Genomic DNA, 22521 nt, shown 5'->3' with positions numbered 1-22521 from the left:
AGCCCCGGCAATTGTGCCGAATGCCGCAGCACGGTATCGATGCAGAATGGTTGCATCTTCGTTTTCACATGTCCGGGCTTGGGTCTTCGATCTGGACAACACGCTTTACCCGCCAGAGGCGCGCCTGTTCGATCAGATCGAGCGTCGCATGACCGCCTTCGTGATGGACGCGCTGAACGTCGCCGAGGCCGAGGCCAACCGGCTGCGCAAGGCTTATTGGGCCGAATACGGCACCACACTGGCCGGATTGATGGAGGTGCACGGCGTCGACCCCGGACCGTACCTGACCGATGTCCATGACATCTCTCTGGACCACCTTGCGCCGGACCCCGACCTGCGGGCGCGCATCACAGCCCTGCCGGGGCGGCGGATCGTCCATACCAATGGATCGGCCCCCTATGCCGAACGGGTGCTGGCGGCGCGCGGCCTGTCGGGCGTGTTCGATGCGGTCTATGGCGTCGAGCATGCGGGCTTTCAGCCGAAACCGCGGCGCACGGCGTTTGAGAAGGTTTTTGCGCAAGCGGGAATCGTCCCGCGGGAAGGCGCGATGTTCGAAGACGATGCGCGGAACCTCGCCGAACCGCATGCGATGGGGCTGCGCACGGTCCATGTCGCCCCGGCAGAAGAGCCCGCCGGGCATATCGACCATCACACCGACGACCTGACCGCCTTTCTTGGCCGACTGACCGGCGGTTAAGGATGACCGGATCTGCTTGCGACATTCCGCCACATATTCCAGTATGCCGCATATGGTTTGATCGCCGCACCAATAGGGAGACATTCATGGGAACGAATATGACAGAAGACGCGCCGAAGAAGGGCAATGGCCTCGTCACCGATGCCAGCATCTGGGCCGTCATCCTGATCGGTGCGGGGCTCTGGGCCTTCGCCGTGGTCAAATGGGGCGTGCTGGGGCTCTTCATGCCCGCGGTCGTCGCCACCTGGGTGATGCTGGCCATTATGGTCTGGCTCAGCCGCGGCTGATCCGTCAAACGCCTCTTGGACCTCGGGCGGCACCACGCTATCTGGGGTTCAGGAGGGTGACATGACGCGCATTTCCAAAGACGTTCTGATCTCCGGCGGCGGTGTTGCCGGGATGACTGCGGCGGCCGCTTTCGGATCGGCCGGCTTTTCGGTGTTGTGCGTTGACCCGGCACCGCCCGTGACCGAGGAAACGGCCGACGGTGCAGACCTGCGCACCACGGCTTTCCTGCAACCCTCCCTGAAGGTCCTGAAGGATGCCGGTCTGTGGGACAGACTGGCGCCATATGCGACCGAGCTTCAGACCATGCGCATCGTCGATGCGGGCGGCAAGACCCCGGCGCCCCGTATCACGCGCGACTTCAACGCCTCCGACCTGTCCGAACAGCCCTTCGGATGGAACCTGCCCAACTGGCTGCTGCGCCGCGAAATGGTGGCCCGGCTGACCGAGTTGCCCAATGTGGAATTCCGCACCGGCGTCGGGACGAAATCGGTTCTGACCCGGGATGTTGAGGCGCTGGTCACCCTGACGGACGGAACACGTGTCTCGGCAAAGCTGCTGATCGCCGCGGACGGACGCAACTCCCCCGTGCGGGAGGCTGTCGGGATCGGCGTGCGCACCATGCGTTACGGGCAAAAGGCACTGGCCTTCGCTGTCACCCATCCCGAACCGCACCATAACGTATCGACGGAAATCCACCGCTCGGGCGGGCCGTTCACGCTGGTTCCCCTGCCCGACCGCGACGGAAAGCCCTGTTCGGCCATCGTCTGGATGGAGCACGGGCCCGAGGCACTGCGTCTGGCCAGCATGCCCGAGGCCGAGTTCAACGCCGAGATGACGGCACGTTCCGGCGCGATCTACGGTCCCCTCAATCTTGTGACCCGCCGCACGGTCTGGCCGATCATCAGCCAGATCGCCGAGAGGTTCCACGACGAGCGCACGGCACTGATTGCCGAGGCCGCCCATGTCGTCCCGCCCATCGGCGCGCAGGGCCTGAACATGAGCCTTGCCGACACCCGTGTCCTGCTGGAGTTGTCCCGCGCGGCCCCCGCCGATATCGGCAACGACCGAATGCTGGAGCTTTACAACCGCCGCCGGCGGCCCGAGGTCCTGGCCCGCGTCACCGGGATCGACATGCTCAACCGCGTCTCCATGCGCGGAGAACCGGTGGCCCGCGACCTGCGCGCGGCGGGCATTGCGGGTCTCTATTCGCTGGCCCCCGTGCGCAAGACGCTGATGCGGGCGGGAATGGGCGTGCGTCCGGTCTGACGCCGGACCGGGCCACTTCCCATTGCAACCCACGTCCAGAGTCCGGTAAGGAGCGTTGGATCCGTACCGGCGCCCGCCGGACAGCTTGCGACGAGGGACAGAAACATGCGCGTCTACTATGACCGTGACTGCGATATCAACCTGATCAAGGACAAGAAGGTGGCGATCCTGGGCTACGGCTCCCAAGGGCACGCCCATGCGCTGAACCTGCGCGATTCCGGCGCCAAGAACGTGGCCGTCGCCCTGCGCGAAGGCTCCCCCTCGGCGAAGAAGGCCGAAGGCGAAGGGCTGCAGGTCATGGGTATCGCCGAAGCGGCCGCATGGTGCGACCTGATGATGTTCACCATGCCCGACGAGCTTCAGGCCGACACCTGGAACAAATACGTCAAGGACAACATCCGCGACGGCGCCGCGATCGCCTTCGCCCACGGTCTGAACGTGCATTTCGGCCTGATCGAGGCGCCCAAGGGCGTCGACGTGATCATGATGGCGCCCAAGGGCCCCGGTCACACCGTGCGCGGCGAATATGTCAAGGGCGGCGGCGTGCCCTGCCTTGTGGCCGTTCACAACGACGCCAGCGGCAAGGCCCTTGAAATCGGCCTGTCCTACTGCTCCGCCATCGGCGGCGGCCGCTCCGGCATCATCGAGACCGACTTCAAGGAAGAATGCGAAACCGACCTCTTCGGCGAACAGGCCGTTCTGTGCGGGGGTCTGGTCGAACTGATCCGCTGCGGGTTCGAAACGCTGGTCGAGGCCGGCTACGCCCCCGAGATGGCCTATTTCGAGTGTCTGCACGAGGTGAAGCTGATCGTCGACCTGATCTACGAAGGCGGCATCGCGAACATGAACTACTCGATCTCGAACACCGCGGAATACGGCGAATACGTCTCCGGCCCGCGCATCCTGCCCTATGACGAAACCAAGGCCCGGATGAAGGCGGTGCTCGACGACATCCAGCAGGGCCGCTTCGTGCGCGACTGGATGGCGGAATGTTCCGTGGGCCAGCCCAGCTTCAAGGCGATCCGCCGCAACAACGACGCCCACCAGATCGAAGAAGTGGGCGAAAAGCTGCGCGGCATGATGCCGTGGATCTCGGCCGGCAAGATGGTCGACAAGGACAAGAACTGATCCGGGCCAGACCCGGTGATGCAGGCCCCGGCATGATCGCCGGGGCCTTTTCTATTCGGCCGCCGCGAAACTGCGCCCCGGCATCTCCCCCGAGATCTCAAGGATCAGCTTGCGCTTGACCGCCTCGGCAAAGCTGTCCTCCGTATCGGCGGTCACCACGAAGGCGCCCAGCCCGCCGATGATCCGCTCCTGGTACAGCCGTTCCAGATCCGCGCCCGACGGCCGGCCATTGCAAAAGCGGCACAGGATGGCCAGCCCGTTGATGGTGATGCCGCCCTCCAGCACCTCGGCCCGCGCCTCGGCAATCGTCGGGCCGTTCCAGTTGTTCGCGCTGTCGCCCGAGAAATCGATCACCTTGCGCCAGCCCTCGATCGCGTTCTCCTCGATCAACGCCTTGCCCTTCAGCAGGGCGGAGCCGATGGAATTGCGCCCAAAGGCCATGCGCGGCGGGATCATCAGGTCTTCGGCAAACCGTGCGGCATCCTCGGCCCCACCGACGATCGTCCAGGGCACGACGACATGTTCCTCTCCGGCACTCGCCCATTCCACATAGGTGACGGCAATCCGACCATAGGCGGTGTTGGCGATGGCCGACAGGACCGCCGGGTCGGTGATCGCCTCGGCATAGCCCTGCCGCTGAAACCGGATTTCGGCCATGTCGATGGAACCGGACGCGTCGGCCAGCAGCACGAGTTCCAGTTCCACATCCTCCGCCGTGGCGGGGGCGGCCAACAGGGTCAGGGCAAGGGCAAGGCGGCGCAGCATGGGGAGGGCTCCATCCGGGTCACCGATCAGATAGCCCGCCGCCCCGCACCGGCCAGACCTTACGCCGCCGCGCGCGGCCCGGCCATCTTGCGGCGGATCAGCGGGCTCATCCCCGTCAGCACGATCCCGATGGAGAACAGGCACCAGACCGCCGGCATCTCGTTCGCGTTCGAGGTCAGCATCAGCGCCAGCCCGGGCCCCGCAATCGCGTGGAAGAGAACGAAGCGCCACGCCCCGTACAGCAGCGGCACGACGAACCCGGCAATCAGGTAACTGGGGAACTGGAACAGCCGGCCCATGACTTCATAGCCAAGGCCGGTCAGCCCGTTCAGCGGCACCTCCCACCCGATATGCCATGTGCCGGTCACGGTGCACATCCGCTCGCCACACAGGACCGAGCCGGGGGCGCATTTGCCCAAGGACTCCAACGGGATCAGTTGCGCCACCATGAAGGCCGCGGCGGCCGCGCAAACGGCCCAGACCGCCTGGCGCACGACCTTGGGCAACGCATAGGGGATCAGCGCCATGGCGAAGGCGTTGATGAAAAAGGGCTGGAACGCGATATGCAGGTAAGACAGCAGCGTGACAGAGGTATTGGCCGGGTTGCCGCAGTCATCGACCACGGCGTAGCCTGCGGCCTGTAACCCCTCCATGAAGGTGAAATAGCCCAGCGTCGCCCAGATGCCCGCCTTCTCCCCCCGCCAGAGGGTGACCCCGGTTGCCACGGCCCCAAGCCCCACCATGGCAAGCGATACATCGGCGCTCCAACACATGCGCGTTTCCTCCCCTGTTCAGGGCGAGTGTGGCGGAGGCTGGCGGAAAGGCAAGGGGCTTGCGGGCCGCAGGGAGGGTGGCGCTGTTGTCACGCCCTTTGAGGGCAGCCCCCAAGACGGCGAGGTCAAATCGACATTATTTTAACCTAAGACAACGCCAAGATAAACCGCTCATCAGCCCAATGATACTTGCAAATATCCCCCGCCAAAACATGCACACTATCTATGCATTTCACTAATTTTACGATATTAAACTCATCTCCGCGAAAAATATAGACCCCCTCACTCGGTATGTAATGTTCGAAAATATCGACCGTGTCAATTGAGGGACCACCAACCATGTCTCTAGGCCCAATTAGCCCGTGCGCAATATTCTTATATTTCGATTCCCGGTACCAGTCATCAAGCCGCTCATCAAAATGCACTATATGATCCCTAAGCGAGCGATCTTTTAACACGTTCAAGTTCTCACAGGAGGAGAACGCCGCACGTAGTGCTGCCCCTCTTGCAGAGTATTTTTTTCGAGGAGGGAAGAAGGACAGGGACACCGCCGCAGAGTTAAACAATATACTATGCAAATAAAAGAATACATGATTTACCGGCGCGCTAGTTGTGAGGGTTTTTTCTAGCGCCTGCGCTGATCCCCTCACCATCTCGGATTTCCGTTGGATTTCAGAGATATGAAGATGAAGCAAAAATGGGTCTACCAACACCTAAACATCCACCTCCTCCACGAACCGCGCATTCTCCTGAATATACTGGAACCGCAATTCCGGTTTCTTGCCCATCAGGCGCTCCACCAGATCAGCGGTTTCGCCCGGTTCGTCCTCGTCGATGGACACGCGGATCAGTTTGCGACTGGCGGGGTCCATCGTCGTTTCCTTCAAATCCTTCGCGTCCATCTCGCCCAAGCCTTTAAAGCGGGAGACGTCGATCTTGCCCTTGCCGCCCAGACCCTTTTCCAGCCACATCGCCTTTTCCGCCTCGTCCAGCGCATAGATGCGCCGCGCCCCTTGGGTCAGGCGAAACAAGGGCGGGCAAGCCAGATAAAGATGCCCGTGGTCGATCAGCGGGCGCATCTGGGTGAAGAAGAAGGTCATCAACAGGCTGGCGATATGCGCCCCGTCCACATCCGCGTCGGTCATGATGATGACCTTGTCATAGCGCAGGTCGTCGATGTTGAACCGCGTCCCGATGCCGGTGCCCAGCGCCTGCGTCAGGTCGTTGATCTCTGCGTTGCTGCCGAGTTTAGAGGACGCCGCCCCCAGCACGTTCAGGATCTTGCCCCGGAGCGGCAAGAGCGCCTGTGTCTTCCGGTCCCGCGCCATCTTGGCCGACCCACCCGCGCTGTCGCCCTCCACGATGAACAGCTCCGTCCCCTCCCGCGCGGTGTTGGAGCAATCGACCAGCTTGCCCGGCAGGCGCAGCCGCTTGGTGGCCGATTTCCGGGCGGTTTCCTTCTCCGCCCGGCGGCGCAGGCGTTCCTCGGCCCGCAGGACGAGGAAATCGAGGATCGCGCCCGCCGATTTCGTGTCCGACGCCAGCCAGTGGTCGAAATGGTCCCTGACCGCGCCTTCCACCAGCCGGGCGGCCTCTGTCGTGGCCAGCCGGTCCTTGGTCTGGCCCACGAATTCCGGTTCGCGGATGAAGGTGGACACAACCGCACAACCGCCCCCCATCAGGTCGTCCCGCGTGATCTGCGCGGCCTTGCGGTTCGACGCCAGTTCGCCATAGGCGCGGATGCCTTTCAGGATCGCGGCCCAGAACCCGGCCTCATGCGTGCCGCCCTCGGGCGTGGGCACCGTGTTGCAGTAAGAGTGGATGAACCCGTCGCGCGAGGGCGTCCAGTTGATCGCCCATTCGACGCTGCCCGGCTGCCCGAACTTCTCCTGGAAACCGACCTTCCCGGCAAAGGGCCGGTCGGAATAGGTCGATGCCGCGCCCAGCGTTTCGGTCAGGTAGTCCGACAACCCCCCGGGGAAGTGGAACACGGCCTCCTGCGCCATGTCCCCGTCCGGCAGCGCGGATTTCCAGCGAATCTCGACCCCCGAAAACAGGTACGCCTTGGACCGGGCCATCTTGAACAGCCGCGCGGGTTTGAAACGGTGGCTGCCGAAGATATCCTCATCCGCGTGGAAGGTGACGGTGGTGCCGCGGCGGTTGGGGGTGGGCCCGAGCTTTTCCAACGGGCCTTGCGGGATGCCGCGAGAAAACTCCTGCGCGAAGAGTTCGCGGTTCCGGGCAACCTCGACCCGCAGACGGTCCGACAGGGCGTTGACGACCGACACCCCCACGCCGTGCAGGCCACCGGAGGTCTGATACGCCTTGCCGGAAAACTTGCCGCCCGCGTGCAGTGTGCACAGGATCACCTCCAACGCGGACTTGTCGGGAAACTTCGGGTGCGGGTCGACGGGGATACCGCGCCCGTTGTCACGGATGGTGACCGAGTGGTCCTCGTGCAGTTCGACCTCGATCCGGGTGGCATGGCCTGCCACGGCCTCGTCCATCGCGTTGTCCAGAACCTCGGCCACAAGGTGGTGCAACGCCCGGTCATCGGTGCCGCCGATATACATGCCTGGGCGTTTGCGGACGGGCTCCAGCCCCTCCAACACCTCGATGGACGAAGCATCATAGGAGGTTTCATTGCTGGAAGAGGATAGGAGATCGTCGGCCATTGGGTTACTGCTCTTTTCGGTTGATTGACCCGTATTAGAGCAGCAGTCCCCGGTTCAGGCAATGGCACCGCGGCGCATAGAAAAAGCGGCGGGAAAACCCGCCGCTCTTCAAGAATTCAAAATTGGTTTCTTAACCCTTGCGGCGCGACGCAGCACCGATCAGGCCAAGCGCACCGACCAGAAGGAAGCCAGCGGCCGGAACCGGGATTTCGGAGGCAACGATGTGCGCCTGCGAGTCGATCTGCGACGTGACGCTGCTGCCGAAATGACTGATTTCGATCCGCGTCGTCATCGAGAACGTCGTGTTCGCGGCCGGGTCGCTGTCCGAAGCGCTGAAGGCTGCAACGCCGGTGCCACCGGCGAAGGTGCCGTCGATCTGGCTGCCATAGCCGAACGCGGTGTTGCTCGCGTCATACCAGGCTTCGATCGAGTAGGTGCCGCCACCCGTCGTGTTGCTGACGTTGCCGGTCGCCTGGTGATACTGTTCCCAGAAGGCCGCGATCTGGTTGAAGGTCATACCCGTCTGGGTCGCTTCGATAACCAGCGAGGCGACAGTCGGGCTGGTCGCATCGACGCTCAGGTTCAGCACGTTCAGGATGCCGGGCAGACCAACGTTGGCCGCCGGGGTTGCCGACGCGTCGACAGAGACCGACGACCAGCCAGCCACGCCGCCGCATGCGGCACATTCGAAGGTCACCTCGTTGTTGGCAATGCCGTCGGCGTCGAGTGCACCGCCGTCAGCCACCAGGAACGAGGACGCAGTGTTATCGGTAATCCGGACCGTCAGCGCAGAGGCCGGAACCGCCATCAGCGCCACAAGCGACGAGCAAAGCCCGAACGCCATGGCTTTGGAGAATTTCAGGTTTGTCATATCAGACGTCCTATTTCTTTCCCAAATCATTGAGGCAAGCATACCCACATAGATTCCACATGAGAGCCCCCTCCCCGTAGTCATAGGAATAATGTCCCACATGTGACCGTTCCAATCAACGTTTTTTTTACTTTTTCAACGGGTCGCCGCCCCCCGCACGGGCAAGCGAGAAAGGGGCTTAATGCGCTGACAATAAATGGTTTTTCGCCACATCGCGACAAGCAGGAACAGCAGCGTGACAGACGGGGCCTCGCCTCAGGAATGACATCGAAAGGCCGGATTCACGCAAGGATTGCGGCAGCGAGTCGCATTGGGGCTGTCGGGGGACAAGACGTGACCGCCTGCTTAGAATCACTCTCGTCGCATGCCCCCACCATGACGGCAAAGTCAGGATTTCCTGACCACGCCCGCCCCGAAAAGCGCCGGTTTTCGGGTCACGTAAGGGCTCGGATCGCGTTCGGCATCGGCGCGTGTCGCGACGGCACGGCCGGTTGCCACTTGCCGGGTTGATAGCCCAAGGCTAAGCCCCCGGCATGACCACGGCGGCGTCCCCCCAGGGCTATCTTTCGCATCTGCGTGCAGCGCTGGCGCTGGGCCTGCCGCTGATCGGCAGCCATCTGGCGCAGTTCGCGATCACGTTGACCGATGCGGTGATGCTGGGCCGCTACGATGTCGAAACGCTGGCGGCCGAGGTGCTTGGCGCCTCGCTCTTCTTCGTGTTGTTCATCATGGGGTCGGGCTTTGCATGGGCGGTGATGCCGATGGTGGCTGCCGCGCTTGGGGCCGGGGACGAAACGCAGGCGCGCCGCGCAACGCGTATGGGCCTTTGGATTTCAATCGGTTTCGGGCTGCTGACCGTGCCCGTCTTTCTGTTCGCCGAACGGCTGTTTCTCAGCGGCGGACAGGACCCCGGAATCGCCCGGCTGGCCCAGCAATACCTGACGATCACGGGGCCTGCGATCATTCCCGCCCTCGTGGTCATGGTCCTGAAAAGCCACCTTGCCGCGCTGGAACACACCCGGGTCGTTCTGTGGGTCACGCTTGGCGCCGTCGCGGTCAATATCGCGGGGAATTATGTTCTGATCTTCGGCCATTTCGGCGCGCTGGAGCTTGGCATAAGGGGGGCGGCGCTGGCCTCGGTGCTGGTGCACCTTGTGTCGATGGTCCTGCTGATCGTCTATGCCGCCCGGGCCTTTCCCGACCACAGGCTGTTTCAACGCTTCTGGCGACCGGACCGGGATGCCCTTGCCAGCGTCTTCCGCCTGGGCTGGCCAATCGGGCTGACCAATCTCGCAGAGGTCGGCCTGTTCGCGATGTCATCGGTGATGATGGGATGGCTTGGCCCCCTGACGCTGGCCGCGCACGGCATCGCACTCCAAATCGCCTCTGCGGTATTCATGGTGCATCTGGGGCTTTCCAATGTCGCCACGATCCGGGCGGGCCGCGCCTTCGGGCAAGGCGACAGCGTCGCCCTTCGGCGCGGCGCGGTGACGGTCCTGGCACTGTCCGGGGGCGCCGTGGCCGCCTCGGTCGTTCTGTTTCTCGGCTACCCCGCGCCCCTTGTCGGGCTGTTTCTCGACCCCGCCTCTCCTGACAGCGCGGAGGTGCTGGCCATCGGCACCGCGCTCTTGGCGGCCGCAGCGCTGTTTCAGCTTGTCGATGCTGCGCAGGTGATGGCGCTTGGCCTTCTGCGCGGGGTGCAGGACACCCGCGCACCGATGGTCATGGCCGCCATCAGCTATTGGCTGGTCGGGTTGCCCGTCGCCTATGTCCTGGGGTTTGTCCTGAACTTTCAGGGCATTGGCGTGTGGCTCGGGCTCGCATCGGGTCTGGCGCTGGCGGGCGTGTTGATGATGGCGCGGTTCTGGCGCCACCATGGATCGGCAACGGCCCGCTAGGGGCCGTCAAACCCCGGCTGGCCGTTCGATCAGCGCCCCGGCCACGAAATCCGCCTGGTTGTGGAAGGCAAGGATGACCTCCATCTCCTCGGCCGTGCAGGCGATCAGAAGCTTCAGTTCCCCATCCCGTTTCATCAGGTCCATCGAGGCGATGACCCCGGTCACACGGCCCCCCGACAGGCTGCCCCGCCAGATATCGACGCCGCCGCCATCGATGGCCTGCGTCCCCTCCAGATAGCCATAATCCAGCGGATAGGTGATCTGGGGAAAGCGCGGATGACCCGACCCCTTTGGCCGGTCGATCACCACGGTCGCCCCCGCCACGAAAGCATCCGCAAAAGGCCAGAACCGGCCCGGCACGTCCACCGGCACCATGTCACAGCACCCGGTGACGCGCGCGCGCCGCGCGTTCGATGGCCGCCCCGGCCAGCCGGTCGATGTTCAGCTCATACCGGATTTCCGCCAAGAGACGCAGTTCCTGCTCTCCCAGCTTGCCGTCGGCCGCGGCGACATCGCAGGCCATGACATAGGCTGTTTCATACAGCTTCTCGGGCAAAGCGTCCCGAACCAGACCGAACAGCGCATCCAAACCTTCGTATTCCTCGAACAACTCCAGCACGGTCTGGGCGACCACGCGGATACGGTCCTGATCGTAATCGGCGAACACCGGAAGGTGGTCCACCATCCGTTCGATGCTGACAAGTTCCGCGGTTCGGATGTTTTCATCCGATGCGGACACCGCGATCATGATGGCAACCAGCGCATCCTGCGCGGTTATCGGCGCTTGGGTGGATGTCAATCCCGCCTCCTTCCAGTCTCTTGTTGCGGCGCAGAATATTGACGGCAGGCGGGACGGGCAATAGGAGTCGCGCCTTGCCGGGCATGGGGTCCGGCCCGTCTGGAGTGATGACATGTCCGATCTGCGCGACGCCGCGATGAGTTCCAAGGCCTGGCCCTTCGAAGAAGCGCGCAAGCTCTTGAAACGCGTGGAAAAGACGCCGCCGGAAAAGGGCTATGTCCTGTTCGAGACGGGGTATGGCCCGTCCGGCCTGCCCCATATCGGCACCTTCGGCGAAGTGCTGCGCACCACGATGATCCGCCGCGCGTTCGAGGCGATCAGCGACATCCCCACCCGGCTGATCTGTTTTTCCGACGACCTAGACGGGATGCGCAAGGTTCCCGACAACGTCCCGAACCAGGAGATGCTGCGCGCCAACATCCAGAAGCCGCTGACAAGCGTGCCCGACCCGTTCGGAGAGTTCGAAAGCTTCGGCCACCACAACAACGCCATGCTGCGGCGGTTTCTCGACACCTTCGGGTTCGAATACGAATTCTACTCGGCCCGTGAATTCTATGCCTCGGGGCAGTTCGATGAGGTGCTTCTGCGCGCCGCCGAGCGCTATGACCGGCTGATGGAGATCATGCTGAAATCGCTGCGCGAGGAGCGGCAGCAGACCTATTCGATCTTCCTGCCGATCCACCCCGAAACGGGCCGCGTGCTGTACGTGCCGATGAAAAACGTGGACGGGTCGAAGGGCGAGATCACCTTCGACGACGAGGACGGGCGCGAATGGACGCTCCCGGTCACGGGCGGCAACGTCAAGCTGCAGTGGAAGCCCGACTTCGGCGCGCGCTGGGCGGCGCTGGGTGTCGACTTCGAAATGTACGGCAAGGAACACGCCACCAACGAAAAGATCTACGACGCGATCTGCCGGGCGTTGGGGGGCACGCCGCCGAACCATTTCAGCTATGAGCTGTTCCTCGATGCCGAAGGGGCCAAGATCTCGAAATCATCGGGCAACGGGATCTCGATCGACGAGTGGTTGACCTATGCGGCCACCGAGTCGCTGTCCTATTTCATGTACCAGAAGCCCAAGACGGCGAAGCGGCTGCATTTCGACGTGATCCCCAAGGCGGTGGACGAATACCACCAGCAGCTCAAGGCCTTTCCCGATCAGGACCTCAAGGCGCAACTGGCCAACCCGGTCTGGCACATCCACAACGGCAATCCGCCCGAAAGCCGGATGGTCGTCCCCTTTGCGATGCTGCTGAACCTCGCCTCGGTCGCCGGGGCCACGGACAAGGACGGGTTGTGGGGGTTCATCCGGCGCTATGCGCCCGAAGCCTCGCCCGAAACCCATCCCGACCTCGATCAGGCGGCGACATTCGCGGTGCGCTATTTCCGCGACTTCGTGGCCCCCACCCGCGAATTCCGCGCCCCCGACGAACAGGAACGCGCAGCGATGGAGGACCTATCGGCCCGCCTGAAGGCGTGGGAGGGCGGCCTTGACGCCGAGGAATTGCAAAGCCTCGTCTTCGCCGTCGGCAAGGACCATGGGTTCGAAAACCTGCGCGACTGGTTCAAGGCGCTTTACGAGGTGCTGCTTGGCGCCAGCCAGGGCCCGCGCTTCGGCGGCTTCATCGCGCTTTACGGTGTCGATGAAACCGTCACGCTGATCGAGGACGCGCTGGCGCGGGACTGACCCGAAGGGCCCGGTAAACCGGTCAGGAGCCGGGCCCGCAATCCAGACAGCGCGGCGGGAAGGCCGGCCCCATCTGCATGGCGTGGTTCAGCCGGCGCAGGGCCGTCCTGACGCCCTCTTCCAGCGTGGGGTGATAGAACGGCCGTTCCAGCATCTCGTCGACCGTCAGGTTCGACTGGATCGACCACGCCAAAAGATGCGCGATATGTTCTGACGCCGGGCCGATCATCTCTGCCCCCAGCAGTTTGCCGGTATTGCGGTCCCCATACATCCGCAACAGACCTTCGTTCACGCGCATCACCCGCGCGCGGCCCTGACCGGACCAGTCGAACCCGGCGGCGGTGAAGTCTGCGTCGCGCTCTGTCAGGTCTCGGTAGGTCTCGCCCACCATCGCGATCTGCGGGTCGGTGAAGACAACCGAGATCGGCGTGCTTTTCGCAAAGCGCCGCACCTCCGGAAACCGCGCGGCATTATAGCCCGCCGCCATGCCCTCATCCGCGGATTCGTGGAGCAGCGGAAACCGGTCATTGGCGTCCCCCGCGATGAAGATGGGGCTGTCGCCGCATTGCCCGGTATGCACATCATAGACCGGAATACCCCGCCGGTCCCGTTCCAGAGTGGTGTTTTCAAGCCCCAGAGTGTCGACATTCGGCCGCCGCCCGGTGGCGATCAACGCATAGGCGAAGTCTTCCGTGCGGGTCGTGCCGTCCTCGTCCCAGTCGACCTGCACGCCGGTTTCGGTGCAGGCCCGGCGCTTGACCTCCGCATGGGGAAGAAAATCAAGCGCACCGGTGAAGATCTCCAGCGCCTTGTCCCGCACCTCCGGATCGCCCAGCGGGCCGACAAGGTGGTCCCGTCCGAACAGGCGCACCCGCACGCCCAAGCGGTGCAACGCCTGCCCCAGTTCCAGGCCGATCACACCGGCCCCGAACACGGCGACGGATCCGGGCAGGTCGTGCCAGTCGAAGACATCATCGTTGACGATCATCCGGTCGCCGAATTCATGGAAGAACGGCAGGATATTAGTGCGCGACCCGGTCGCGATCACGATCCGGTCGGCCCGCACGATCCGCCCGTCGTCCAGTGCAAGCTCATGGTCCGACCGGAACGTCGCCATGGCCTTGATGCGGTGACGGTCTGGCCAGTCCTCGACCGCCGCGACGACATGACCGACGAACCGGTCACGCTCCTCCCGCACCCGTTTCATCACCGCGGCACCGTCGATCTGCGGCGCGCCGAACGTCACGCCGAAGGGATCGGCGCTGCGCCCCGCATGGGCGGCCTCCGCCGCCGCGATCAAGAGCTTGGAGGGCATGCAGCCGACCCGCGCACAGGTGGTGCCATAGGGCCCGCCCTCGATCAGCAGCACATTGTCGGTGACCTTCGTGACCTCGCGATAGGCGCGCATGCCCGCGCTGCCCGCCCCGATGATCGCAACCTCTGCGGTAATCACGTCCACGGCTCTGCCCCTCCCCTTTACCTCGGGGGCAGACTACACGTTCTTCCGGGGACAGCCACACAAAGGGCGGTGATCTCCGACCCGGCCCGGCAAAGGTTCAGCGTTCAACCGCCGCCTTGTCCGGGCAGGGCGCGGCGATCACGTCAGGCTGGCGCAGAAGTCCTGAATGCGCTTGCAGGCCTCGATCAGGTTCTCGTCCGAGGTCGCATAGCTGACCCGGAAGTTGGGCGAGAGCCCGAAAGCCGCGCCGAACACCACGGCCACGCCCTTCTCTTCCAACAGAGCGGTCGCGAACGCCTCGTCATTCTCGATCTTCACCCCGGCAGGAGACGTCTTGCCGATGCACCCGGCGATGGAGGGATAGACATAGAACGCGCCTTCGGGCACCGGGCAGGTGATCCCCGTCGCGGCGTTCAGCATCTCCACCACCATGTTGCGCCGCCGCTCGAACGTGGCGTTGTTGACGGGGATGAAATCCTGCGTGCCGGTCAACGCTTCAAGGGCTGCCCATTGCGCGATGGAACTGGGGTTGGAGGTCGATTGCGACTGGATCTTGCTCATCGCCTTGATCAGTTCAACCGGCCCCGCGGCATAGCCGATCCGCCAGCCGGTCATCGCATAGGCCTTGGACACGCCGTTGCAGGTCAGCGTGCGATCATAAAGGCCCGGCTCGACCTCCGCAGGGGTGCAGAATTCGAAATCGCCATAGGTCAGCTTTTCATACATGTCGTCGGACATCACCCAGACATGTGGGTGCTTCATCAGCACGTCGGTCAGCGCCTTCAACTGCTCACGCGTATAGCCCGCGCCCGTGGGGTTCGAGGGCGAGTTGAAGATGAACCACTTGGTCTTCGGCGTGATCGCGGCCTCCAGCGCCTCGGGCGTCAGGCGGAAACCGGTTTCCATCCCGGCCTCGACAATCACCGGCTCGCCGCCCGCCAGCAGCACCATGTCGGGATAGCTGACCCAGTAGGGCGCGGGGATGATCACCTCATCCCCCGGGTTCAACGTGGCCATCAGCGCGTTGTAGAGGATCTGCTTGCCGCCCGCGCCGACGCTGACCTGCGCGGGGGTATAGTCCAACCCGTTATCGGCCTTGAACTTGTCGCAGATCGCCTTTTTCAGCTCGGGCAGGCCGTCAACGGCGGTGTATTTCGTCTCCCCCCGATCAATGGCGGCCTTCGCGGCGGCCTTGATGTTGTCGGGCGTGTCGAAATCGGGTTCCCCGGCGCCAAGGCCGATCACGTCCTTGCCCGCGGCCTTCAACTCCCGCGCCTTGGTCGTCACCGCGATGGTCGGTGAGGGTTTGACCCGCGAGAGTGTCGCAGACAGAAAGGACATGGTCGCCTCCGGTTTGAAAGAAAAACTCCTTTCTCATAGGGTGCGAGGCAGGATCGATGCAAGCGGGATTGGCGGAAAGGCGGGGGCGATGAGCGAAAACAACAATTCCGGTTCCGACTGGTATTCGGAAGAGTCGGCGACCTTCGGTGACCGGGTCGCCGGCGCGCGCGAGGCGCTGGGCATGACCCAGACGGAACTGGCAAAACGGCTGGGCGTGAAGCTTCAGACCGTTCGCGGCTGGGAAGAAGACATCTCGGAACCGCGCGCCAACAAGCTTCAGATGATGGCCGGCGTCTTGAATGTCTCGATGATGTGGCTATTGAACGGCCATGGAGACGGGCTGGACGGCCCGGTCGAGGACGTGACCCTGTCGGGTGACATCCGGGCCGTTCTGACCGAAGTTCGGCAGGTCAAATCCGAGATGTCCCGGCTGTCCGACCGGCTGGGCGTTCTTGAAAAACGGCTTCGCCACGCCCTGAAGGAGCACGCATGATCATGAGCGAGTCACTGGAGGACCGGCGCAAGCGGATGCATATCCGCGCATGGCGCCGAGGCACCAAGGAGATGGACCTGATTCTCGGCGGCTATGCCGACCAGTATCTCGGCCAGTTGGATGGCGCCGATCTTGAGCTGTTCGATTCGCTCCTGGGCGAAGACGATCATGCGCTCTACCAATGGGTTACGGGGCAGGCCAGCGCGCCCGTCCACTATGCGGCCCTGATCGCGGAACTGTCCGCGCGGCAGGCCGGTCGCTGACAAGGTTTGGGCGCTTTTTCACGGCTTTAACTGAATATTCGCGACTCATTTCTTATTCCTCTGTCTGTAACGCGAACGGCGGAGACAGACATGAGTATACACCCCTCCCTTGCGACCGGTGAAACCGCTGGCGTCATGGGCGATTATCTTGAGGCGCTCTCCCTGGTGGAGCGTCTGCACAGGCTCCTTCTGGATGTCATCAAGGACGAGTTCGAACGGCTCGGCGTGCTGGAACTGAACGCGGTTCAGGCGCTGTTGCTGTTCAACATCGGCGAGAACGAGGTCACCGCGGGCGAGTTGAAAAGCCGCGGCTACTATCAGGGCTCCAACGTGTCCTACAACCTCAAGAAGCTGGTCGAAAAAGGCTACATGCACCATCAGCGCTGCGAGATCGACCGCCGCGCCGTTCGCGTGCGCCTGACCCCGAAGGGGCGGGAAATTCGCGACATCGTCGCGGGCCTGTTCGCGCGCCACGCCGAAGGGCTGCTTTCGCGCAGCGTCGTCACGAGCGAGGGCCTGTCCGACATCACCGCCGCGCTGAAGCGGATGGAGCGGTACTGGAGCGACCAGATTCGCTATATCTACTAAGGTCGGCGAACCGCCGCCCCAAGGCCATCCCAAGGCCGCCGTCAGGCAATCGCGCAGAAACGTGCGACCCGGCGCGGTATCAGAAATCCTCGACTCCCGGTGCGGATTCGACAACGGCCCCGCAGCCCGGGGCACCTGCCCGTGACGCGGCGATCAGGTCCGGAAAAAGACCCTCTGCCCGACCGAAGCGATCTGGACAATCCAGCGCGCTTGCAAACGCGTTTTCCTTTGGCTTGCCCGTCATCGCAGCCCGCCCAAAGATCACACCCCCGGAATTCACGTTCCTCCGCAGCCGCAGCATCTGCCACCTGCTGTGCGGAGCGCCCGCCAGAACGGCGGTGCCGGCCGCCGCGAGACAAAATCCCGCCCCAACCGACCAACACGGCGCCGGCGTTACGGCAGGGCAATCCCCTCCCCAAGCGCCCCATAGACCCGCACGCTGACCTCGCGCTTCAGCTTGCGCCGCATGGCCCGCTCGAAATCCTCGAAATCGCCCGCGGTCTCGACAAAGGCCCCCGGCCCCCGGATCACATGGTCGCGGTAATAGTCGAAGACGTCGCCGTCATCCCCTGTCGCGCCGCCGATGGCCAGCCCGTTCACCGTGATCCCGTCGAACTGAAAATTGCGATAGGCCAGATCCGGCCCGAACCCGTCATTGTTGACCCCGTCGCCCGAGACGTCCAGCGTTCGGGAGAGGCACGCCGGCGCGGTCTCGAACATCTTGCTTGCATGGCCAAGGGCAAAGCCCATCGCCGTCGGGAATTCGGCATGGGACCGGCGCGACCCGGCGATCTCGCCCGCCGCCCGGGTAATCGCCGCGGGGCTGTCCAGAAACCGCCAGCCCAGCACCAGCTTCTGCTGATTGCGCCCGCTCCACTCATAGACGGCCAGCGCCACCGGGCCCGGCCCGGACAGAAACGCCGCCTGCACCGCCGGTGCCGTCAGTGCCGCGGCCAGCCCCGCCCGTTGCAGCGCATCCTCCGCCCGGTCGACGGAGGATGACACGTCGAGCGCCAGCAGCAGCGCCAGCCGACACGCCTCTGCCGGGGCAGGAACGGCAAGGCCAAGCAGCGCCAGCCTTACCAATGGCCCGTGTTTTCCATGCTGGCCCAGGGTTCGGCGGGGGCAAGGCTGCCGCCCTTCTGCAACAGCTCGACCGAGATATTGTCGGGGCTGCGCACGAACGCCATGTGCCCATCCCGCGGCGGGCGGTTGATGGTCACGCCGTTCGCCTGCAGATGCGCGCACATCTCATAGATATTCTCCACCTCGTAGGCCAGATGCCCGAAATGGCGACTGTCGGAGGGCAACCCCTCGTCCCCGTCCCAGTTATAGGTCAGTTCGACAGGGCAATCCGGCTGCCCCGGCGGCGCCATGAACACCAGCGTGAACCGGCCGCCCTCGCTGTCCTTTCGCCGGGTCTCCTTCAGACCCAGCAGTTCATAGAACGCGATGGATTTCTCAAGGTCCTTCACCCGGACCATGGTATGCAGATAGCGGACTTCCATAAGGCACCCTCCTTCTTCTTCCCCCGACTCTAGCACGCCCGGCGCCGGGGGCGAGGGGCGCGGCAAGCCGACCGCGCCTTACATCATATGGCTGTTCCCCCGAACGGCCCACATAGATATAGTATGGCGCGACTCGTCTTATACGCGAAAGGACCGCGCCCATGCCGTTGACCGAAGAACAGCTTGCCGAGATCGAGGCCGAACGCCGCGAAACCCGGCCCACGCTTCGCGCGACCGCCCGGGGGATGGAGGCGCGGCTTTACACCGCCCATCCGGTGCTGGACCACGGCTTTGTCCGCGTCATCGATTACATGGGCGACGACGCCGCGATCTGTCAGGCCGCGCGGGTCAGCTACGGCAAGGGCACCAAATCCGTCAGCAATGACGAGGGGCTGATCCGGTACCTGATGCGCCACTGGCACTCGACCCCGTTCGAGATGTGCGAGGTCAAATTCCACGTCAAACTGCCGGTCTTCGTCGCCCGCCAGTGGATCAGGCACCGCACCGCCAACGTCAACGAATACTCTGCCCGGTATTCGATCCTCGACCGGGAATTCTATATCCCCGCCCCCGACGCGCTGGCCGCCCAATCCACCGTCAACAACCAGGGCCGCGGCGAATTGCTGGAGGGCGAAGAGGCCGCCCGCGTGCTGGACATCCTGAAAACCGACGCCGCCCGCGCCTATGACAATTACGAGGCGATGCTGAGCCAGGAGGGGCAAAAGGGCCTTGCCCGCGAATTGGCCCGTATGAACCTGCCCGCCAATATCTATACCCAATGGTATTGGAAGACCGATCTTCACAACCTTTTCCACTTCCTGCGGCTGCGGGCGGACGTGCACGCCCAATACGAAATCCGCGTCTACGCCCAACTGATGTGCGAGATCGTCGCCGACTGGGTGCCGCTGGCCTATGCAGCCTTTGCCGATTACCGGATGGGGGGCGTCAATCTGTCCGCCACCGCGATGGACTGCATCCGGCGTATGCTGAAGGGAGAGACGGTGACGCAGGAAACCTCCGGCATGTCCAAGGGGGAATGGCGGGAGTTCGAGGGGGTGTTGAAATGACGGACATCAAAGATAATGCTGAAGTCGTTACTGGAACTGGCCGCTCAGTCAGCATCCAAGTTGTCCAAGATGTATATAACAGCTTGACCAGCAAGATAGAGCACATTTCCCAGCTTTTCTTTGACCACCACCGAACAGATGCCCATGCAATTGCAAACCTACACCGAATTATTGAGCAGACATTAGAGCAATATACTTGCGAAGCATCCGGCTGCACTGTCGCTGTGCGCTATAGCAATAGCCAAGTCGAAAGGTTTAGCTCAATGGAGCGCTTCATGGCCCAAGGGCTAAACAGAAATATTTCGACAGAGAACGTGGAAATTGATTACGACTTCCTTATTTTACTACCCAAGACCAAAGAAGCAAAGCCCTACAACGTTTCTGTTGGACTGCGAAGTACGCTAGGGGTGGTCAATAGATTCAGAATTAAAGATGCGACCGAGGGAGAAAAGAACATTTTCTATGAACTCGAAACGGGCACTGCGCGAGCAGATATTCAGTATGTTGACTTGGCAGTTGCACGTAATTTCGAGGCGCAGATCGAAGATTGGTTTAGCGGTCTCCCCAAGAGCCGACAGAGTGCATTCGGCCATTTAACAAAGGTCTTAGCACCAGCCACACCTGTAGTCGTTAAGGCATTGGCAGCATCTGCCTCATGCTACTTTTCTTTCGCATTCTTAAGCGATAGCGTATCAGACTCTCACTCGTTATTTACCGCATGCCTCATTTCGTTCGCAGCGATATCTGCATCACTAGCAGCAGCCTCTCCGCTATCAGTTTGGGCAAAGAAGGCAATATCTCGCTCGGGCCCGTATTCACTGGTATGCTTGTCAGAGGCAGATAAGGCCTTAGAAAAAATGCAACGGAACAATATGTTTATCGTCTGGGTGAAGTTTATTTTCGCTGGAGCCGCTTCCGTATTATTCGGGCTCACAGCAAACTATCTGGCGGCCAAGATCGGGATTTAACACTAGTCTAGAGAAAGTAGTGTGCCGCCCATTGCCGAGCAGCCTACACTGCATCTTACCAACGAGCGACGCGTGCCCCTCAAAAGGCGCTCCGGTTACTCCCACGCCCCCCGACACAAATGCCCCCACCACGCCTCCGCCCGACTGTGTCGTGAATTGGGCGCAAAAAACCTAAAAACTTACGAAATCTTCACCCAATTTCGCCGGGTTCCGGGGGCTATATGCGGTTACGGGCCGCGTGATTTAAGGCCCTTCGTGAAGCCACTTGTAGGCCGGTAACGAGTAACAAGTTCGGTTGGGGGCGTCGCCTGTCGTGTTGTGACGGGTCGGCGCCCCTGGCTTATGGCACGTCCCCACGACGGCCGTCAGCCGACCGCCGGCGCATCCCGGCCCCCTTTCAATCCCCCCAACCAGACCGTCGATCCGCAGGGTCAGGCCACGCACAAATGCCCCCCGGCGGGCCGTGCCCGAACTTCGACGCAAAAAACCTAAAAACTTACGAAATTTCCACCCAGTTTCGCCGGGTTCGAAGCGCTTACTGCATATCACGGGCCGAGTGATTTATGGCCCGCGGTACAGCCGCTTACAGGCTTGTAACGAGTACTCTGGTCGGTTGGGGGCGTTGCCCGTCGTGTGTTGACGAAGCGGCGCCCCCAACTCTCCGGACCGCGGGCGCCCGTCTCAGCCCTCCACCAGCCCCCGATAAAGCGCCAGCACCGGATCGTCGTCCAGATCGACATCGGATGCCTCGACCACGTCGCCCGCCGGAATATCGCGCCGCAGGGTCACCCCGTGCGCCAGCCCGATGGGCAGCGCCGTGCGCGCCCGCACAACCGGCTGCGCCTTTCCCCAGACGGTATAGCCGCCCTCGCCGTCCAGCCGCTCCCCCGCCTTCAGGTCGCGCTTCGCAACGGACACCACGGTGCCGTGCATGGCCCGGGCCGCCCCGGTCGGCTCCCCGCGCAGCGCCGCGCTCAGCACCGAGATCGACAGCTCCAGCCCGATCAGGTGAAAGGGCTTGTACATCGCCGCAAAGCGCCCGGTGGAATCCGTGGGCAGGCCGTATTGGCGGAAACAGGCGGCGGCATAGTCGTTGGGCGCCTCCAGCACCACATAGACGCCCCAGCGCAGATCGCGGAAGACCGGCCGCCCGTCGCGTTCAATCGAGGAGATCGTCTCCACCATCCCGCGCCCCTCCAACTGACCGCCGAGGTCCCTGGGGCGCAGCACATGGGCCAGATCGTCCACGCCGCAGGGCGGGAAGGACAGCCCCGCCTCGGGCACGGTCAGACCGCAGGCATTCGCGATGGCGACCATTTCGATGCCGCTTTTCGTGCCGTCGAGGAAAGAGTTGAACATCTGCGGGTTCATGCCCGCGCGCGCGGCCTCCTCCGCCGTCAGCCCGTAATGGGACCAGACATCGTCCGGGGTGACAGCGTGATAGGCGGGCAGGTATTTCGTGCCCTTGCCCGCCGCCGCGACGGAAAAGCCCGCCGCCCGCGCCCAGTCGACCATTTCGGCCACCAGCGCGGGCTGGTCGCCATAGGCCATGGAATAGACGACACCGGCCGCCGCGGCCTCCCCCGCAAGCGCGGGGCCGGCCAGAACATCGGCCTCGACATTGACCATCACGATATGCTTGCCCGCGGCGATGGCCGCACGGGCATGGGCGATGCCGGCCCGGGGGTTGCCCGTCGCCTCCACCACAACATCGACATCGTCGCGCGCGGCAAGGGCCGTGCCGTCCTCGACAAAGGCGGTGGCCGCAATCCGCGCCTCGTCCCAACCCACCGCGCGGCAGGCGGTGCGCGCCCGGTCGACATCCAGATCCGCGATGGCCGCGATCTCCAGGCCTTCGATGGTCGGCACCTGGCTGAGGAACATGGACCCGAACTTCCCCGCCCCGATCAGCCCGGCCCGCACCGGGCTGTTACGCTCTGCCGCTTCCGCGGCCAGCCTTGCAAGATTCATTGAACGCCTCCCCTCTCTC

23 protein-coding genes are annotated in these 22521 nt (G+C 63.3%); 11 read left to right on the top strand and 12 right to left on the bottom strand.

The features are described from left to right. Positions 1-46: 46 nt before the first annotated feature. From RGUI_RS16020 to ilvC, 4 genes are all read left to right on the top strand, one after another. The gene (locus tag RGUI_RS16020) at positions 47-697 is read left to right on the top strand and encodes a pyrimidine 5'-nucleotidase (protein ID WP_081534785.1); all 651 of its coding nucleotides are present in this window, start codon (positions 47-49) and stop codon (positions 695-697) included. Between the two features lie 86 nt (positions 698-783). After that, positions 784-984 carry a hypothetical protein gene (locus tag RGUI_RS16015; protein ID WP_081534784.1) on the top strand — a complete coding sequence of 67 codons (201 nt, stop codon included), beginning with the start codon at positions 784-786 and terminating at the stop codon, positions 982-984. Positions 985-1045: 61 nt separating this feature from the next. Further along, complete coding sequence (locus RGUI_RS16010; RefSeq protein ID WP_081534783.1) at positions 1046-2251, top strand: UbiH/UbiF family hydroxylase; 1206 nt, start codon at positions 1046-1048, stop codon at positions 2249-2251. Between the two features lie 105 nt (positions 2252-2356). Then, positions 2357-3379 carry a ketol-acid reductoisomerase gene (gene ilvC, locus RGUI_RS16005; protein WP_081534781.1) on the top strand — a complete coding sequence of 341 codons (1023 nt, stop codon included), beginning with the start codon at positions 2357-2359 and terminating at the stop codon, positions 3377-3379. A gap of 51 nt (positions 3380-3430) precedes the next feature. Here the strand turns inward: ilvC and RGUI_RS16000 are convergent, their stop codons facing one another. The 5 genes from RGUI_RS16000 to RGUI_RS15985 form a co-directional block, all read right to left on the bottom strand. Then, positions 3431-4141, bottom strand: coding sequence for a DUF1194 domain-containing protein (locus RGUI_RS16000; RefSeq protein WP_081536130.1), 711 nt, complete (start codon positions 4139-4141; stop codon positions 3431-3433). 62 nt (positions 4142-4203) lie between these two features. Then, a complete protein-coding gene (locus tag RGUI_RS15995; protein WP_081534779.1) occupies positions 4204-4917 on the bottom strand; it encodes a DUF5765 domain-containing protein in 714 nt (237 codons plus the stop codon). A 146-nt stretch (positions 4918-5063) separates the two neighbouring features. Next, positions 5064-5630, bottom strand: coding sequence for a hypothetical protein (locus RGUI_RS21510; RefSeq protein WP_156882996.1), 567 nt, complete (start codon positions 5628-5630; stop codon positions 5064-5066). Continuing rightward, a complete protein-coding gene (gene parE, locus RGUI_RS15990; RefSeq protein WP_081534777.1) occupies positions 5631-7592 on the bottom strand; it encodes a DNA topoisomerase IV subunit B in 1962 nt (653 codons plus the stop codon). Positions 7593-7722: 130 nt separating this feature from the next. Next, positions 7723-8463 carry a hypothetical protein gene (locus RGUI_RS15985; RefSeq protein ID WP_081534775.1) on the bottom strand — a complete coding sequence of 247 codons (741 nt, stop codon included), beginning with the start codon at positions 8461-8463 and terminating at the stop codon, positions 7723-7725. 533 nt (positions 8464-8996) lie between these two features. On the opposite strand from RGUI_RS15985, the gene RGUI_RS15980 reads away from it, so the two are divergent. Beyond that, positions 8997-10361, top strand: a complete 1365-nt coding sequence (locus tag RGUI_RS15980) for an MATE family efflux transporter (RefSeq protein WP_081534773.1) — start codon at positions 8997-8999, stop codon at positions 10359-10361. A gap of 6 nt (positions 10362-10367) precedes the next feature. On the opposite strand, the gene RGUI_RS15975 is transcribed toward RGUI_RS15980, so the two are convergent. Both RGUI_RS15975 and RGUI_RS15970 read right to left on the bottom strand, forming a co-directional pair. Beyond that, a complete protein-coding gene (locus RGUI_RS15975) occupies positions 10368-10736 on the bottom strand; it encodes a hypothetical protein (protein WP_081534771.1) in 369 nt (122 codons plus the stop codon). A 1-nt stretch (position 10737) separates the two neighbouring features. After that, the gene (locus tag RGUI_RS15970) at positions 10738-11160 is read right to left on the bottom strand and encodes a tellurite resistance TerB family protein (RefSeq protein ID WP_256387854.1); all 423 of its coding nucleotides are present in this window, start codon (positions 11158-11160) and stop codon (positions 10738-10740) included. Between the two features lie 112 nt (positions 11161-11272). Here RGUI_RS15970 and RGUI_RS15965 point away from each other — a divergent pair, with 112 nt between their 5' ends. Beyond that, on the top strand, positions 11273-12844 hold the full coding sequence (locus RGUI_RS15965) for a lysine--tRNA ligase (RefSeq protein ID WP_081534769.1): 1572 nt from the start codon (positions 11273-11275) through the stop codon (positions 12842-12844). 22 nt (positions 12845-12866) lie between these two features. On the opposite strand, the gene RGUI_RS15960 is transcribed toward RGUI_RS15965, so the two are convergent. After that, the gene (locus RGUI_RS15960) at positions 12867-14303 is read right to left on the bottom strand and encodes a dihydrolipoyl dehydrogenase (RefSeq protein WP_081534767.1); all 1437 of its coding nucleotides are present in this window, start codon (positions 14301-14303) and stop codon (positions 12867-12869) included. Between the two features lie 138 nt (positions 14304-14441). Further along, the gene (locus RGUI_RS15955) at positions 14442-15644 is read right to left on the bottom strand and encodes a pyridoxal phosphate-dependent aminotransferase (protein ID WP_081534765.1); all 1203 of its coding nucleotides are present in this window, start codon (positions 15642-15644) and stop codon (positions 14442-14444) included. Positions 15645-15732: 88 nt separating this feature from the next. Here RGUI_RS15955 and RGUI_RS15950 point away from each other — a divergent pair, with 88 nt between their 5' ends. The 3 genes from RGUI_RS15950 to RGUI_RS15940 all read left to right on the top strand — a co-directional run bounded on the left by RGUI_RS15950 (position 15733) and on the right by RGUI_RS15940 (position 16988). After that, positions 15733-16137: a helix-turn-helix transcriptional regulator gene (locus tag RGUI_RS15950; protein WP_081534763.1), complete on the top strand. Its 405-nt coding sequence runs from the start codon at positions 15733-15735 to the stop codon at positions 16135-16137. Positions 16138-16139: 2 nt separating this feature from the next. Next, positions 16140-16400 carry a succinate dehydrogenase assembly factor 2 gene (locus RGUI_RS15945; protein ID WP_081536128.1) on the top strand — a complete coding sequence of 87 codons (261 nt, stop codon included), beginning with the start codon at positions 16140-16142 and terminating at the stop codon, positions 16398-16400. A 90-nt stretch (positions 16401-16490) separates the two neighbouring features. Further along, positions 16491-16988: a MarR family winged helix-turn-helix transcriptional regulator gene (locus RGUI_RS15940; protein WP_081534761.1), complete on the top strand. Its 498-nt coding sequence runs from the start codon at positions 16491-16493 to the stop codon at positions 16986-16988. 393 nt (positions 16989-17381) lie between these two features. On the opposite strand, the gene RGUI_RS15930 is transcribed toward RGUI_RS15940, so the two are convergent. Continuing rightward, complete coding sequence (locus RGUI_RS15930) at positions 17382-18074, bottom strand: DUF1194 domain-containing protein (RefSeq protein ID WP_081534757.1); 693 nt, start codon at positions 18072-18074, stop codon at positions 17382-17384. Beyond that, positions 18068-18496, bottom strand: a complete 429-nt coding sequence (locus RGUI_RS15925) for a VOC family protein (RefSeq protein WP_081534755.1) — start codon at positions 18494-18496, stop codon at positions 18068-18070. The genes RGUI_RS15930 and RGUI_RS15925 overlap by 7 nt, the downstream gene beginning before the upstream one ends. A gap of 161 nt (positions 18497-18657) precedes the next feature. Here RGUI_RS15925 and thyX point away from each other — a divergent pair, with 161 nt between their 5' ends. After that, positions 18658-19563: an FAD-dependent thymidylate synthase gene (gene thyX / locus RGUI_RS15920; RefSeq protein WP_081534753.1), complete on the top strand. Its 906-nt coding sequence runs from the start codon at positions 18658-18660 to the stop codon at positions 19561-19563. Beyond that, on the top strand, positions 19560-20531 hold the full coding sequence (locus RGUI_RS21505) for a hypothetical protein (RefSeq protein WP_156882995.1): 972 nt from the start codon (positions 19560-19562) through the stop codon (positions 20529-20531). Before thyX ends, RGUI_RS21505 begins: the two co-directional genes overlap by 4 nt. Before the next feature lie 681 nt (positions 20532-21212). On the opposite strand, the gene RGUI_RS15915 is transcribed toward RGUI_RS21505, so the two are convergent. After that, a complete protein-coding gene (locus RGUI_RS15915; protein ID WP_081534751.1) occupies positions 21213-22502 on the bottom strand; it encodes an NAD(P)H-dependent oxidoreductase in 1290 nt (429 codons plus the stop codon). Positions 22503-22521: the final 19 nt, after the last annotated feature.

Source organism: Rhodovulum sp. P5 (assembly GCF_002079305.1).
Taxonomy (GTDB): domain Bacteria; phylum Pseudomonadota; class Alphaproteobacteria; order Rhodobacterales; family Rhodobacteraceae; genus Rhodovulum.
This window is presented reverse-complemented; position numbering and strand designations above follow the sequence as displayed.